The organism is Streptomyces sp. NPDC057963 (assembly GCF_042887155.1).
Taxonomy (GTDB): domain Bacteria; phylum Actinomycetota; class Actinomycetes; order Streptomycetales; family Streptomycetaceae; genus Streptomyces.
Map to the genome: position 1 here is coordinate 695476 of NZ_JBHVPX010000003.1, position 14708 is coordinate 710183.

At 71.4% G+C, this 14708-nt stretch carries 12 protein-coding genes; 5 read left to right on the forward strand and 7 right to left on the reverse strand.

Annotated elements, in window-relative coordinates:
• Nucleotides 1–43: 43 nt before the first annotated feature.
• The gene (locus ACFVT1_RS10090) at nt 44–904 is read right to left on the reverse strand and encodes a carbohydrate ABC transporter permease (RefSeq protein ID WP_389794081.1); all 861 of its coding nucleotides are present in this window, start codon (nt 902–904) and stop codon (nt 44–46) included.
• 82 nt (nt 905–986) lie between these two features.
• Nucleotides 987–2000 carry an ABC transporter permease gene (locus ACFVT1_RS10095; RefSeq protein ID WP_389793985.1) on the reverse strand — a complete coding sequence of 338 codons (1014 nt, stop codon included), beginning with the start codon at nt 1998–2000 and terminating at the stop codon, nt 987–989.
• Nucleotides 2001–2339: 339 nt separating this feature from the next.
• Here ACFVT1_RS10095 and ACFVT1_RS10100 point away from each other — a divergent pair, with 339 nt between their 5' ends.
• The 5 genes from ACFVT1_RS10100 to ACFVT1_RS10120 all read left to right on the forward strand — a co-directional run bounded on the left by ACFVT1_RS10100 (nt 2340) and on the right by ACFVT1_RS10120 (nt 10436).
• Nucleotides 2340–3326 carry a hydroxyacid dehydrogenase gene (locus ACFVT1_RS10100; protein ID WP_389793986.1) on the forward strand — a complete coding sequence of 329 codons (987 nt, stop codon included), beginning with the start codon at nt 2340–2342 and terminating at the stop codon, nt 3324–3326.
• A gap of 62 nt (nt 3327–3388) precedes the next feature.
• The gene (locus ACFVT1_RS10105) at nt 3389–4483 is read left to right on the forward strand and encodes a LacI family DNA-binding transcriptional regulator (protein WP_389793988.1); all 1095 of its coding nucleotides are present in this window, start codon (nt 3389–3391) and stop codon (nt 4481–4483) included.
• A 156-nt stretch (nt 4484–4639) separates the two neighbouring features.
• Nucleotides 4640–6034, forward strand: coding sequence for a M60 family metallopeptidase (locus tag ACFVT1_RS10110; RefSeq protein ID WP_389793990.1), 1395 nt, complete (start codon nt 4640–4642; stop codon nt 6032–6034).
• Between the two features lie 21 nt (nt 6035–6055).
• Nucleotides 6056–8488, forward strand: a complete 2433-nt coding sequence (locus ACFVT1_RS10115) for a polysaccharide lyase 8 family protein (protein WP_389793992.1) — start codon at nt 6056–6058, stop codon at nt 8486–8488.
• 37 nt (nt 8489–8525) lie between these two features.
• On the forward strand, nt 8526–10436 hold the full coding sequence (locus tag ACFVT1_RS10120) for a DUF2264 domain-containing protein (RefSeq protein WP_389793994.1): 1911 nt from the start codon (nt 8526–8528) through the stop codon (nt 10434–10436).
• A gap of 6 nt (nt 10437–10442) precedes the next feature.
• Here ACFVT1_RS10120 and ACFVT1_RS10125 read toward each other — a convergent pair whose 3' ends face one another.
• The 5 genes from ACFVT1_RS10125 to ACFVT1_RS10145 all read right to left on the reverse strand — a co-directional run bounded on the left by ACFVT1_RS10125 (nt 10443) and on the right by ACFVT1_RS10145 (nt 14633).
• Nucleotides 10443–11030: a GAF domain-containing protein gene (locus tag ACFVT1_RS10125; RefSeq protein WP_389793996.1), complete on the reverse strand. Its 588-nt coding sequence runs from the start codon at nt 11028–11030 to the stop codon at nt 10443–10445.
• Nucleotides 11027–11587 carry an ATP/GTP-binding protein gene (locus tag ACFVT1_RS10130; RefSeq protein WP_389794082.1) on the reverse strand — a complete coding sequence of 187 codons (561 nt, stop codon included), beginning with the start codon at nt 11585–11587 and terminating at the stop codon, nt 11027–11029. The genes ACFVT1_RS10125 and ACFVT1_RS10130 overlap by 4 nt, the downstream gene beginning before the upstream one ends.
• A gap of 280 nt (nt 11588–11867) precedes the next feature.
• A complete protein-coding gene (locus tag ACFVT1_RS10135; RefSeq protein WP_362211957.1) occupies nt 11868–12239 on the reverse strand; it encodes a DUF742 domain-containing protein in 372 nt (123 codons plus the stop codon).
• Nucleotides 12240–12241: 2 nt separating this feature from the next.
• Complete coding sequence (locus ACFVT1_RS10140) at nt 12242–12676, reverse strand: roadblock/LC7 domain-containing protein (RefSeq protein ID WP_362211954.1); 435 nt, start codon at nt 12674–12676, stop codon at nt 12242–12244.
• 7 nt (nt 12677–12683) lie between these two features.
• On the reverse strand, nt 12684–14633 hold the full coding sequence (locus ACFVT1_RS10145; protein WP_389793999.1) for a sensor histidine kinase: 1950 nt from the start codon (nt 14631–14633) through the stop codon (nt 12684–12686).
• Nucleotides 14634–14708: the final 75 nt, after the last annotated feature.

Consider the following 14708-nt stretch of genomic DNA (forward strand, 5'->3'; position numbering starts at 1 on the left):
CCTTGAGAGAGGGAAGGGAAGGAGTGGGGGGAGGTGGTCGCGCTCAGCCCTTGACGGCGCCTGTGAGCACGCCCTTGGTGAAGTAGCGCTGGAGGAACGGGTAGACGCAGAGGATCGGTACGACGGCGATCACCAGGACGGCCATCTGCACGGCCTGCTGCGGGGCGAGCGCCTCGCCGGCCGAGGCGGCGTTCAGGCTCTGGCCCTGGAGGACGTAGGTGCGCAGCACCATCGGCAGCGGCCATTTGTCGGAGTCGTTGAGGTACAGGAGCGAGTTGAAGAAGGCGTTCCAGTACGTCACCGCGTAGAAGAGGCTGATCACGGCGAGGACGGCCTTGGACAGCGGCAGGACGATCCGCACCAGGATGCGGAAGTCGCCGGCCCCGTCGACCTTCGCGGCGTCGTACAGCTCGTCCGGCAGGCTCATGAAGAAGGACCGCAGGACGACCAGGTTGAAGGCGCTGACCAGGGTGGGCATGACGAGCGCCGCGTAGGTGTCGTACAGGCCGAGTCCCTTGACCAGCAGGAAGTTCGGGATGATGCCCGCGTTGAAGAGCATCGTGAACAGGGCTGTCATCAGGATGAAACGGGATCCGGTGACGTCGCGGCGGGAGAGTCCGTACGCCATGCCGACGGTGACGAGCAGGCTGGCGAGGGTGCCGACGGCGGTGATGCCGACGGAGACGATCAGCGCGCGGGTGACGACTCCGCCGGTGAAGATGGTGCGGTACGCGTCCAGGGTGGGGTGTTCGGGCCACAGGACGAGACCCGAGCTCTTGATGATGTCGGTCTGCGAGGCGAAGCTCGTGCCGATGACGCCGACCAGCGGGTAGGCGACGGCGAGGACGACCACGACGACGGCGACCGCCTTGGCGATCTGCCCGACGCGGGTCGGCCGCTCCATCCACGGGGGCCGGCCGTCGGATTTCCCGACGGTGACGGGCGCGGGCGCCGGTGCGGTGGATTCGCTCGTGGCGCGCGTCTTCTCAGCGGTCAGCACCGCGGTACACCCCTTCGTGGCCGAGTCGGTGGGCGAACTTGTTCGCGCCCAGGACGAGTGCGGTGCCGATGACCGCCTTGACGAGTCCGACGGCGGCGGCGACGCCCCAGTCGTTGTCCTTGATGCCGTGGTAGTAGACGTAGGTGTCCAGGACCTCACCGGCGTCCGGGCCGACCGCGTCGCGCTGGAGCAGGATCTGCTCGAAACCGACGGAGAGGATCTGCCCGAGGTTGAGGATCAGCAGCAGGATGAGTACGGGGGCGATGCCCGGCAGGGTCACGTGCCAGAGGCGGCGGCGCGGGCCCGCGCCGTCGATCGCGGCGGCCTCGTACTGCTGCCGGTCGATGTTCAGCAGTGCGGCGAGGATGATGATCGTGCCCCAGCCGGCGTCCTTCCAGGCCACCTGGAGGGTCAGCAGCCAGGGGAAGGCGTCGGGGTCGCTCATCATGTCGTAGCGCGGCAGCCCCAGTCCGCCGAGGACGTCGGGCAGGAGACCCGCGCCGCCCAGGATCTGCTGGAAGATCGAGACGATGATGACCCAGCCGATGAAGTGCGGCAGATAGACGACGCTCTGCACGAAGCGCCTGATCCGGTCGCTGGCGATGCTGTTGAGCAGCAGGGCCAGGGCGATCGGGACCGGGAAGAAGAACACCAGCTGGACGAGGGCGATCTCCAGGGTGTTGAACGTCGCTGACCAGAAGGCCGGCTCACCGAACGCCGCGGAGAAGTTGGCGAACCCCACCCAGACGCTGTGCATGTAGCCGAGGTACGGCTGGTAGTCCTGGAACGCCACCACGTATCCGAGCAGCGGTACGTAATGGAAAACGACAAAATACAGCAGACCGGGCAGGGTGAGCAGCAGCATCACCCGGTCCCGCTTGATCCGCTGCCGGAGTGTCAGCCGGTGCTGTACGACGGCGGCCCGGACGTCGGGCGGGGAAGGTGTTTCGGCCTTCCGCCGTCGCTTCTCCCGTGGCAACGGGGGTGCTGTTTCAGCCATGGTGCGTCCTGTTCGGCTGGGTGGCGCATGGTGGGCCTTCTGGGGCCGCAAGTTAGTAAGCGGTTAACCCAAGCGTCAAGAGATTCTGACGAAAGTCATCGAGACGCGACGCAATCACCGTCGATTCCAGCCCGATGAATCACCAATAATGCCCCTTAAGCGGACAGTTGAGTCGTCCATGAGCTTGACGGTCGCCCCACATGCTCCCTAGCGTGCCGGTCATTCCATAGAACGCGATTACTATCCGGAGGCAGGGTGCGAACCACCGAAGAGGCACCGGCTCATTCCGGTAGCGATGCTGCGGCACCGCCCCCGCGACGACCACGCACAGTTCTGGCCATGAGCCCCGGGCTGCTCGACGACGTCTTTCCGCCACCGGTAAGGGCCCGTCTCGAAGAGACCGCCGACCTCCTCACCCCGTCCGGGATCAGCGAGTTCGACTCCCCGGACGCCTCCGCCGCACTGGGCACCGCCGAGGTCCTGCTCACCGGCTGGGGCTGCCCGCCCGTCGACGCCGCGCTGCTGGACCGGGCACCCGCGCTCCGTGCCGTGATCCACGCGGCCGGCACGGTGAAGACGTTTCTGTCCCCCGCCGCGTTCGACCGCGGGATCGTCGTCTCCTCGGCCGCCGCCGCCAATGCCGTACCCGTCGCCGAGTTCACCCTGGCCGCGATCATCATGGGCGCCAAGCGAGTGTTCCCGCTGGCCGGGCTCTTCCGCACCCGGCGCACCCATCGCACCGGAGCCGACCTCGACCGCCAGCACTGGCTCGGCACGCACGGGCTGACCATCGGCGTCGTCGGGGCCTCCCGGATCGGCCGCCGGGTCATCGAACTGCTGCGGGTCCTCGACGCGGAGGTGCTGCTCTACGACCCCTATGTCGGCGTGGCCGAGGCGGAGCTGCTCGGGGTCACCCCGACCGACCTCGACACCCTGGTGGCGAGCAGCGACGTGGTGACCGTCCACGCCCCCGACACCCCGGAGACCCGGGGGATCATCGACGCCCGGCGGATCGGCCTGATGCGCCCCGGCACCCTGCTCGTCAACACCGCACGCGGGCCCCTGGTGGACACCGAGGCGCTGACCGGGCACCTGGTCAGCGGGCGGCTGGACGCGGTTCTCGATGTGACGTCGCCGGAGCCGCTGCCCGGCGGCCACCCCCTGTGGGACCTGCCGAACGTCTTCCTCACCCCGCATCTGGCGGGCGCCCAGGGCAACGAGGTGGGACGGCTCGGCGCGCTCGCCGTCGCGGAACTGGCGCGCTACGCGCGGGGCGCACCGTTCGACCACCCGGTGCACCGGGTGGACCTGGGGAGAATCGCATGAGGTCCGTCCCGGCGCAGGCTCTAGGCTCGGCGTCACACAACAGCCACCAGGGGGTGAGCCGGATGCCCCGGCAGAGCACAGCCGCGGACGGACAACGGCGCGCGACGGTCACCGATGTCGCGCGGCGGGCGGGCGTCTCGACGGCCACGGTGTCCCGCGTACTGAACCGCAACTACCCGGTCGCCGAGGCGACTCGGGAGCGCGTCGAGACCGCGATGCGCGAACTCGGCTATGTCGTCAACGCCCACGCGCGTGCGCTGGCCGGCGTCTCCAACCGCACCGTCGGCATCATCGTCAACGAGGTCATCGACCCGTTCTACGCGTACATCGCGCGCGGCGTGGAACGGGAGGCGGCGCTGGGCGGACGGCTCTGCCTGGTCTGCTGCACCCAGGGGGACCCGCAGCGGGAGCTGGCCTTCATCGACCTGATGCACGAGCGCCGGGCGGACGCGGTGGTCGTGGTCGGCGGCTCCCTCGCGGACCGCGGGTACACCACGGAACTGGCCCGCCGGGCACGCGAGCTGGACGCCGGCGGATCGAAGCTCGTCCTGTGCGGCAGGCCGCCCCTGGGTGAGCAGGCCCCGACCGCCTCGGTCGAGTACGACAACGAGGGCGGCGCCTTCGCGATCACCGATCATCTGCTGATGCAGGGGCACGAGCGGATCCTCTACCTCGGTGGCCCGCCCAGGCTCTCGACCACCCGCGACCGGCTGGCCGGCCACCAGCGGGCCCTGGAGCTGCGCGGCGTCGCACCGGACCCCGAACTGGTCCAGCCCGGCGCCTTCAGCCGGAACTTCGGCTATCGGCGGATTTCCGAACTGCTGCGGCACGGGCCGGACTTCACCGCGGTCTTCGCCGCCAACGACATGGTGGCGGCGGGCGCGGCGCAGGCCCTGGAGGAGGCCGGGATCCGGGTGCCGCAGGACGTGTCCCTGGTGGGGTACGACGACATCCCGGTGGCCCAGGAGCTGCGGCCGCGCCTGACCACCGTCCATGTGCCGCTGGAGGAGATGGGGCGCCAGGCGGTACGGCTCGCCGTGGCCGGCGGCGACGAGGACGACTGGCGCGAGCCGACGAGCGGTGCTCTGCGGCTCGGCACCCACATCGTGGTCCGGGACTCCGTTGCGCCACGGTCCGGTCGTTCGCCCCGCATGTGACCGGTTACTTCCTGCCTGTCCGCAGTTGGCCATAGAAAATAACAGTAAATTCCCGACTCCCCTTGCGGGTCCATAGCAACCGCTTACATGCTGACGCCGAGCAGGACCGTTCCGCACGCCTCCGCCCCTCACCCATTTCCGCAGGGAGAGTTCCGCATGCGTATGCCCATCGACTCCGCAGCCTCCTCCACGGCCCTTTCTGCCGTTTCCTCCCCGGTCGGCCGGCGTTCCGTTCTCGCCGCCGCAGCCGGCACCGCGCTCGCGCTCGGCACCGGCGCCGCCACGGCCAGGGCCGCGACGGCCGATGCCTCCTCCCCTCGGCGGGGAGCCCGCCCGGTCCGGCTGAGCGTGACCGCCCGGCCCGCCGCCGAGGCCGAACGGCTGCGGCTCGGACAAGCCCTGCGCGGCTCGGAGTTCCAGCCCACCGGCCTGTATGTCCCCGCGGGAACCCCCCTCTCCCTCACCGTCCAGCCGCACGACGGCCTGCTGCCCACCCTCTGGATCGGAGCCTGGGACTACTACGGCGAAATCACCGAGCCCCGCAGCTATCCGCTGACCGCGGGTGCCAACACCGTGACGGACCCGCACGGCGGCCCCGTCTACCTCACGCTGACGGGCCGCGGCGAGCGGGCCGGTGTGCTGGTCCGCTCCGGCGCCGTCCCCATGCCGGTCTTCGCGCTGGGGCGTACCACGGAGGCCGACTACCAGCGGCAGCTGGACACGCTCACCGCATCGCCGTACGTCGAACTCCACGCGCCGCACACGATCATGACCCTCACCCGCGAGGGCGCGCTGCTGTACCGCGGCGAGGACCATGCCGCCCTGCTCGGACTGGTCGAGACGATCATCGACTCGCACGCCCGGATCAGCGGTCTCGACGGCTCGAAGCCGGTGCACCGCCGCAAGGCGGGGCCGTACCACTTCACCGAGGTCAGCAAGGTCCCGAGCGGTGTCGGCGCCTACGCCACGCACGGCTACAACGGCTTCCCGCGCGCCTACCTCGACCGGGCCACGACGGTGGAGGGGCTGCGCACCCGCGGCTGGGGGCTGTACCACGAACTCGGCCATCTGCACCAGCAGTTCGCCTACAAGCCGGGCGGCCTGACCGAGGTCACGGTCAACATCTACTCGCTGGCCGCGCAGCGCACGCTGAAGCAGCCGTCCAACCTCCTCACCGTCGACCCGGCCACGGGGCTCACCTACTTCCGTTCGGCGCAGCAGAAGTTCGGCACGGCCGGGCTGACGTACGAGAAGGCGTTCGGCGCGTACGAGAAGCTCGTCCCGCTCCGCCAGCTGGAGCTGGCGTTCGGCGACGACTTCTGGCCCCGGCTGCACAAGCTGGTCCGCGAGGAGAACCCGCAGTCCGAGTACACGGAGAACGACAAGCGCTACCGGGCCCTTGCCACCTACTCCAGCCGGGTCGCGGGCTACGACCTCACGGACTTCTTCGTGAACACCTGGGCGTTCCCGATCGATGCCACGGGCCGGGCCGAGCTGGCGGCGCTGAACCTGCCGACGCCCCCGGTCGACCCGTCCACCCTGACCGACTGACCGCGGCGGCAAGGAGCCACTGTGAACCTCAGCAGAAGAACCCTTCTCGCGGCGAGCGGCGCCACGGCCGTCACGGCCGCGACGACACTCATGACGTCCGCCGGCGCCGCGCAGGCGCGGCCCACCACGGCCGCGTCCGCCGAAGCCACGTCGACCGCCGGTTTCGACACCCTCCTCCAGCGAGCGGAAACGCTGCTCACCGGCGGGGAGTTCGACCGGAGCGACACCGACTTCACCGCCGCGGTCGCGGCGCTGGACACCACGGCCGCGGGGCTCTGGGACACGCTCGACCGCGGCCCCGGACGGACCGCGCTCTGGGCGGACCTCGCCCCGCTCACCGACCCGGGCAACTTCGGCCAGAGCTATACCCGGCTGCGTACCCTCGCGACCGCCTGGGCCACCGAAGGCACCTCCCTCGCCGGGAGCACGGAGGTGGCCGACGCCCTGGTCGCCGCGCTGCGCCTCACGTACGACACCGCGTACAACCCGGCCGAGCGCGAGACCGGCAACTGGTGGTTCTGGGAGATCGGCGCCCCGCGCGCCCTGATGGACTGCTCCGTGATCCTGCGCGACCGGCTTCCCCCGGCGGATCTGGCGGACTATCTGTCGGTCGTCGACCGGTTCTGCCCGGACGCGGACCGCCGTACCAACTCCCCCGCACTCGCCGAGACCGGCGCGAACCGCACCGACAAGGCCGTCATCGTGGCACTGCGCGGGCTGCTCGGGCACGACGCCGCCAAGCTCGTCTCCGCCCGTGACGCGCTCTCCGACGTACGCGACTCCGGCCGCAACAGCCTGTTCCGCCACACGGCTTCGGGTGACGGCTTCTACGAGGACGGTTCGTTCGTCCAGCACGACGACGTCGCCTACACCGGTTCGTACGGCATCGTGCTGCTCAACGGCACGGCCTGGCTGCTGGCGCTGCTGGCGGGCTCCGAGTGGGCGGTCGCCGACCCGAAGGTGTCGGTGATGTACGAGGCCGTCGAGCGGACCTTCGCCCCGGTGGTCTTCGACGGCCTGATGATGGACTCGGTCCGCGGCCGGGCGATCTCCCGGGAACGCGCCGGTGACCACCGCGACGGCGCGACGGCCCTCGCGGCGATCTTGCTCCTCGCGTCCGGCGCCCCCGCCGAGTACGCGGACCGCTGGCGGGCGCTGGTCAAGGGCTGGCTGACCCGCAACCGCGCCACCCCCTTCGCGGCTCTCGCGACCCTCCTCCAACTCGCCCTGGCCAAGGGCGTCCTGAACGACCGCACGGTGGCGGCCGAGGCGCGCACGACCGGCACCTTCGTCTTCGCCGACATGGACCGTGTCGTGCATCGCCGCCCCGGCTGGGCCTGCGCGCTGTCGCTGTCGTCGAAGCGGATCTCGGCGTACGAGGCGGGCAACGGCGAGAACCTGCACGGCTGGTACACCGGCGACGGCATGACCTATCTGTACGACGGCGACGACCTGCGGCAGTTCAACGACGGCTTCTGGCCGACCGTCGATCCGTACCGGCTCCCCGGCACCACGGTCGACACCCGCCGGCGCACCGATCTCGGCACGGGCGCCGGTACGTCCACCTACCGTCCGGCGAACGCCGTCGCCGGCGGGGCCGTGCTGGACGGCCGGTACGGGGCCGCCGCGATGGAGGTGATCGGCGCCCCGGGCAGCACCCTGCGGACCAGGAAGTCCTGGTTCCTGCTCGACAACGCGGTGATCGCGCTCGGCGCGGGCATCACCGCGAGCGACGGCCGACCGGTGGAGACGATCGTCGAGAACCGCAATCTCGGCACGGACGGCCGGCACCGATTGCTGGTCGACGGCGTCCGGCAGCCCGTCGAGCAGGGCTGGACCGGGAACTTCGGCCGAGCGCGTTGGGCACATGTCGACGGCGTGGGCGGCTATGTCTTCCCCGACGGGACCGCCCTGCACGCCCTGCGTGAGGAGCGCACCGGGACCTGGCGGGCCATCAACACCGGGGCGGACACGGGCGGCAGCACCGATCCCGTCGACCGCCGCTATCTCACGCTCTGGGTCGACCACGGCACCTCCCCCACCGACGCCCGTTACGCCCATGTGCTGCTGCCCGGCGCATCGGCTGCGGCCACCTCGGTCTGGTCGCACTCCCGGCCGGTCCGGATCGTCGCCAACGACGCCACCGCGCAGGCCGTGGAGGTGCGCCGGGCGGGACTGACCGCGGTGACCTTCTGGGGTGCCGGGAGCGCGGCCGGGATCACCTCCTCCGGACCGGCGTCGGTGCTCGTGCGGCGCCGGGGCGCGCACGTCTCCGTGGCGGTCTCCGACCCGGGCCGGTCGCTCACCACGCTCTCGGTCGAGCTGCCGTTCCGCGTACGGTCGGTGGTGGACGCCGACGACACGGTGAGCCTCGCGCCGGGCCGCAGGCCCGTACTCACCGTCGCCGTCGGCGGCTCGCGCGGCCACACCCACCGAGCCGAACTCGTCCAGTAGCCCCCCCCTTCCCACCCCTCCGAGGAGCAGCACCACCATGTCCGTCGCACCGCATCTGCAACTGCCGCCGCCCGACCGGATCCTGTCGTCCCGTACCGGCTGGACCCGGGCCCACTGGGAGGCGACGGCCGACCGGATGCTGGACGCACTGGTGCCGCACGCGACCCCCGGCTTCGCGCAGTACCGGCTGCCCGGCCGCACCAGCTGGTCGGGGGTCGTCTCGGACGGTCTCGAAGGTTTCGCCCGGTCGTTCCTGCTCGCCGCCTGCCGTATCGCGGGCGCGGGCGGGGCGGTCGACCCCGCATTGACCGAGCGGTACGCGGCGGGCCTGGCCGCGGGCACCGACCCCCGGAGCGGGGAGGCGTGGCCGCGACTGACGGACTGTTCGCAGCAGATGGTGGAGGCGGCGTCGGTCGCGGTCGCGCTGCACGAGACGCGGCCGTGGATCTGGGACCGGCTGGACGCCCGGGTGCAGGAGCGGGTCGTCGACTGGTTCTCCGGGTTCGTCGGCGGACGCACCTGGGACAACAACTGGCGGCTCTTCCAAGTGGTGTCGGAACAGTTCCTCGCCTCGGTCGGCGCCCCGTACAGCCGCGAGGACATCGAGACCGGTCTGGACAGGATCGAGGACTGGTACGTCGGTGACGGCTGGTACACCGACGGGGACGGCCGGAACTTCGACTACTACATCGGCTGGGCCATGCATCTGTACCCGCTGCTGTGGTCGCGGATCGCGGGCCCCGACGACGGGGGCAGGTCGGAGGTCTACCGGCAGCGGCTCCGCCGGTTCCTGGCGGACTACCCCCACTTCTTCGGCTCCGACGGGGCGCCGGTCCATCAGGGCCGCTCGCTGACGTACCGGTTCGCCGCGCTCGCACCGGTGTGGATGGGGGCACTGGCCGACTGCACCCCGCTCGCGCCGGGGCTCACCCGCCGGCTCGCCTCGGGCACGATGCGGCACTTCGCGGAGCGCGGCGTGCCGGACGAGCGGGGGCTGCTGACACTCGGCTGGTACGACACGTTCCTGCCGAGCACCCAGCCGTACTCGGGTCCCGCCTCCCCGTACTGGGCGAGCAAGGGCTTCCTCGGACTGCTGCTCCCGGCCGACCATCCGGTGTGGACGGAGCGCGAACTGCCGCTGCCCATCGAGGAGTCCGACCAGTACACCGCGCTGCCCGCCCCCGGCTGGCTGCTGCACGGCACCCGTGACGACGGCATCGTGCGGCTGATCAATCACGGCAGCGACCACAATCCGCCGTACACCGAGGCGGCCGACCCGTCCGAGGGCACGGCGGATCCGCACTACGGGAAGTTCGCCTATTCGACGGCGACGGCTCCCGAGGCCGCCCCGCACGCCGTGGCACGCTCTGTCGACGGTCATCTGGCACTCGTCGCCCCGGACGGAACCCCGTCGCAGCGCAACCGGATCCATCCGCTGCGCTGCGCGGACCGTGTCGCCGCCTCCTGGTACGCGGCCCGGCTGCCCGGTGACGATCACCCGTACCGGATCGAGACGACGAGTGTGCTGCACGGCCCGTGGGAGATCCGGGTGCATCGGGTCGAGGCCCCCGAGGGTGCGGTGGTGCGGGAGGGCGGTCACGCGGTCGCTCATGTGGAGAGCCCGTTCGCCCTGTCGGGCCCCGACTGGGCGCTCGCCCGTACGGCCGACGGCCTGAGCAGCGCCCTGGTCGCGCTGTACGGCTGGGACGGTGGTGCCGAAGGGGCCGCTGTGGCGCGTGATGTGCAGTCCAACGCGTACGGACCGCGTTCCGCGATCCCGTATCTGCGCAGCCGGCCGCACCCGGGCGGGCGGAGCATCCACGTCTCGCTGGTCGCCCTCTCCCGGGACACCGTGCATCCGGAGGCGCTGCGCGACTCGGTGCGGGTGCGGGCGGGTGCGGACTCGGTGGTGCTGACGTTCCTGGACGGTACGACGGTCGAGGTCTGATCGCGATCAGATGCCGAAGCTGTTTCCCTCCCGCCGGTCGATGTGCCCGACCAGCTCCCGCGCCAGGGACTTGATCATGTCGAGTCCTGCCCTGCCCCACGGGCGGGGCACGGTGTCGACCGCGCAGACGGCACCCAGGGCGATGCCGGTGCGGTCGATGAGGGGCGCACCGAGGTAGGAGCGGATGCCTATTTCGTCGACCACCGGATTCCCGGCGAACCGCGGGTAGTCGCAGACGTCCTCCAGGACGAGCGCCTTGCGCCGTACGACGACGTGCGGGCAGTAGCCGCGGTCGAGGGCCACATAGCGGCCGCGGCGGCCACTGCCCGCTGCCGCGGCGCCCAGGTGGGAGCCCCTGTGCGTGCCGGCCGGAGTGTGCAGTCCGGCGAAGAACTGCCGGTTCCCGTCGATGAAGTTGACCATCGAGAAGGGCACGCCGGTCACTTCGGCCACCCGGTCGGCGAAGGCGTCGAAGTTGTCGAACGAGGCGTCGACGCGTTCCCCCAGGCCCAGGGTCCGCAGTCGCTGGGTACGGACGAGGGCGTCGCGGTCGACAGGCGTGAGCAGCAGCCGGCCGGCGGCGTGCCGGGTCACGGATGGGCTCCGAAGCCGGACAACGGCGCCGGGGCGGCGGTGGCGTTGATCAGGTGCTGGACCAGTGTGACCAGTGCCCCGGTACCGGAGCTGGCGATCCGGGCGTCGCAGAGCACGACCGGCACGTCCGGTCCCAGATCGAGTGCGGATCTCACCTCCTCGGGGGCGTAGCGGTAGGCACCGTCGAACTCGTTCACCGCGATGATGAATCCGATACCGCGCCGTTCGAAGAAGTCGACGGCGGCGAAGCACTCCGCCAGTCTGCGGGTGTCCGCGATCACGACCGCGCCCAGCGCGCCCTGGGAGAGCTCGTCCCACATGAACCAGAAGCGTTCCTGGCCGGGCGTGCCGAACAGGTAGAGCACATGCTGCTCGTCGAGCGTGATCCGGCCGAAGTCCATCGCCACGGTGGTGGAGGTCTTGGACTCGATGCCGTCGAGGCTGTCGGTCGCGGCGCTCACCTGGGTCAGCAGCTCTTCCGTGCTCAGCGGCGCGATTTCGCTGACCGCGCCGACGAAGGTCGTCTTGCCGACGCCGAACCCACCTGCCACCAGCACCTTGAGCGCGACGGGAAACCCTTCGGAGCCGTCGGGTCCGGCGGACTCATGGCCACTGGTGTCAAGAGCGCCGCCGGCGTCATGGGAACCGCCGGAGCCCCAGGAGTCGTCGGTGCCGCAGGCACCACCGGAGCCCCAGGAACCCTCGAAGCCGCCATGGCCTTCCGGGTGGCCGTGGTCTCCGTAGCCTTCGTGGCTTCCTCGGTCTCCATGGCTTCCGAGACTTCCGAAGCCTTCGGGGCTTGCGCTGTTCTCGTACGCGGCGGGGCTGCCGAAGCCGTCAGAGCTGTCGTCGTAAGCCATCGAGCACTGCCTCCAGCAGAGATCGGTCAGTGGGCATGTCATGGAAGGCGGGCGCGTGCGCGGTGACCGCTCCGCAGTCCACCAGGTCGGAGACGAGCACCTTGGTGACGACCGCGGGCAGCCGCAGATGGGCGGCGATCTCGGCCACCGAGGTGGGGCCGCCGCACAGCCCCAGCGCGACGGAGTGTTCGGGACCGAGATGGATCTGCGGCTCGGTCCCCGTGGCCAGCACCAGGGAGAGCAGATCGAGCACGGCCGTCGGACGGGTCCGGCCGTTGCTCACGGTGTAAGGGCGGATGAGCCGGCCGGCCGCGTCGTCGAGCAGCGGCGCGTCCTGCGGAACCGACACCCTCACAGCCCCGTGGCGCTCGGGGCCGCGGCCGATTGTCTCGCCGGAGTCATCAGGTAGGGCCGGACGCTCTTGACCAGCATGGTCATCTCGTAGCCCAGCACCGCCGCGTCCGCCTCACGGCCGGCGAGGACGGCAAGGCAGGTGCCGGATCCCGCGGTGGAGACGAACAGCAGCGTCGAGTCGAGCTCGACCACGACCTGGCGTACGTCGCCGTTGTCGCCGAAGCGCGCGCCGGCGCTGCGGCCGAGCGAGTACAGGCCGGCGGCCAGCGCCGCCATGTGGTCGGCGCTGTCGGCGTCCATGCCGTGGAGGGATTTCACCAGCCCGTCGGCGGAGAGGAGGACTGCGCTGCGTGTGTACGGCACACGCTGGACCAGTCCGCTCAGCAGCCAGTCGAGGTCCGAGACCTGACCGGATGGCATATCGGTCGCCATGGTGCATCTACTCCTTGAAGGTGTTCACGTCGAGAGGGTCGTGGGTCGGCGCCGCGTCCGGATGCGACGCCGGTGCCGGGTGGTGCCGGGCGACGCTCGCCGTCTGTCCGCGGACCGGCAGCGGTGCGGGCGGCTGCTGGGGCTGCCCGCTCTGCGGGGGCGCCGCCTCCGGGTTCGTGCCGGGGCCGGCCGTGTCCGCCTCGGATTCGGTGCGGGCCTCCGCGAGTTCGATGCCCCGCCGGAAGGCCGCCACGAGTCCCGGGTCGTGCAGGGCCTGTTCGTCCTCGGTGCGCGGGGCCGGTGCCTCCCTGAGCTGCGGGACCAGGTGTTCCTGGTGGGCGCGCCTGGGGAGTTGGGGCCGGCTCACGGTGCCGCGTACGGCGCCGGGCGGGGCGGGGGCGCCGCCCGTGTCCCCGAGCACGGGGCCGGTCCCGGCCGGGGCGGGGCGGTCGAGGCGCTCGGCGCGCAGGGGCAGCGGTGGGGCTTCGCCCTGGCGCCGCGACTGCTGGGGTGGCTGGTGCAGGCGCAGCGGCTGGCTGGGGACGTACGGCTGCCGGTTGGGGCCGGCCTGCGGGACGGCCCCTGGGCCGGGGCCCGGAACTGGGCCCGGATTCAGGCCCGGGTCCGGCCTGCGGTGCCCGCCGGTGGCGTCCTCGGCCGGTGGACGGTGCACGGGCCCGGGGGGCGGGACCGGGGCCGTGCCGCCCCCGGCCGGAGCGTCCCCGTCCACCCCCAGCAGGGACTGCGGGAGGACGAGTACGGCCTGCGTGCCTCCGTAGATGTTGCTCTGCAGACGGACCGCGATGCCGTGCCGTCTGGCGAGTGACGCGACGACGAACAGACCGATCCGGCCGTCCTGCAGGAGGTGGGCCACATTGACCTGATCGGGGTCGGTGAGCAGGGCGTTCATCCGCTTCTGCTCGTTGCCCGGCATGCCGAGGCCCCGGTCCTCCACCTCCAGGGCCAGTCCGGCGGTGACCTGCTGGGCGCGCAGCAGCACCTGGGTGTGCGGGGCCGAGAACACCGTGGCGTTCTCCACCAGTTCGGCCAGCAGATGGATCACGTCGGCGACGGCGTGTCCGCGCAGTGTGCCGTCGATCGGCGGTACCAGTTTGACCCGCGGGTAATGCTCGACCTCGGCGATCGCCGAGCGCAGGACCTCGGTCATGGTGACCGGGTTGCTCCACTGCCGCCGGGAGACGGCACCGCCGAGGACGGCGAGATTCTCCGCGTGCCTGCGGATGCGGGTGGCGAGGTGGTCGACGTGGAAGAGGCCCTTGAGCAGATCGGGGTCCTCGACCTCGTGCTCCAGTTCGTCGAGCAGCTGGATCTCGCGGTGGACGAGCGACTGCAGGCGGCGGGCGAGGTTGACGAATACCTCGACCTTCTGGTCCTCGCCGGTGTGGTCGGAGAGCCGGGACGCCTGCACGATCGCGGCCACGGCGACTTCCTGCTGGCGGCCGAGCTCCTGCGCGAGCAGGTCGAAGGCGTCGCTGCCGGGAGCGGCGGGCAGTGCGGGGCGCCGTGCGGGCACGGGTTCGCCGTTGCGCAGCTGCTCCACCACCCGGTGCAGTTCGGCCTGGCCGTGAGCGCTGGCGCGGCGGAGTGCCAGGCAGCGGGCGAAGACGGTGGTGGCGACGCGGTTGGCTGCGAGGTACGCGGCCAGCACGGCGGCCAGGGCCAGCGCGCCGGCCCCGCCCAGCGCGATCCACAGTTCGGTGGACGGCCGGGTTCCGGTGGAGCGGACGGTGAAGATGACCGCTGCGGCTCCGCTCAGCACCGCGACGACGGTCGGCAGCACCGCGGTGCGCAGGAGTTGAGGGCGTATACGCGCCTCGGGGGACGGCTGGGCGGCGCGCGGTCCGGCCGTGGCCGAGTGGGAACGGGCACCCGGTCGGCCGTGCCGTCCGCCCTCTCGGCGTTCCGGTCGCGCTGCGGGTGCGCGAAGTTGAGACATCAGTGTCCTCGGTACGCGGCGCACCGGGAATCGGCGTTCATGCGGTGGCACCTACGGTGGTCGGTCAGGCTCGGT

Excerpts from the sequence above, each read along its gene's own strand:
- ACFVT1_RS10090 (WP_389794081.1), bottom strand. The coding sequence starts at position 904 with ATGGAGCGGCCGACCCGCGTCGGGCAGATCGCCAAGGCGGTCGCCGTC.
- ACFVT1_RS10105 (WP_389793988.1), top strand. The coding sequence starts at position 3,389 with ATGCCCCGGCAGAGCACAGCCGCGGACGGACAACGGCGCGCGACGGTC.
- ACFVT1_RS10140 (WP_362211954.1), bottom strand. The coding sequence starts at position 12,676 with ATGGCGACCGATATGCCATCCGGTCAGGTCTCGGACCTCGACTGGCTG.
- ACFVT1_RS10100 (WP_389793986.1), top strand. The coding sequence starts at position 2,340 with ATGAGCCCCGGGCTGCTCGACGACGTCTTTCCGCCACCGGTAAGGGCC.
- ACFVT1_RS10120 (WP_389793994.1), top strand. The coding sequence starts at position 8,526 with ATGTCCGTCGCACCGCATCTGCAACTGCCGCCGCCCGACCGGATCCTG.
- ACFVT1_RS10095 (WP_389793985.1), bottom strand. The coding sequence starts at position 2,000 with ATGGCTGAAACAGCACCCCCGTTGCCACGGGAGAAGCGACGGCGGAAG.
- ACFVT1_RS10110 (WP_389793990.1), top strand. The coding sequence starts at position 4,640 with ATGCGTATGCCCATCGACTCCGCAGCCTCCTCCACGGCCCTTTCTGCC.
- ACFVT1_RS10145 (WP_389793999.1), bottom strand. The coding sequence starts at position 14,633 with ATGTCTCAACTTCGCGCACCCGCAGCGCGACCGGAACGCCGAGAGGGC.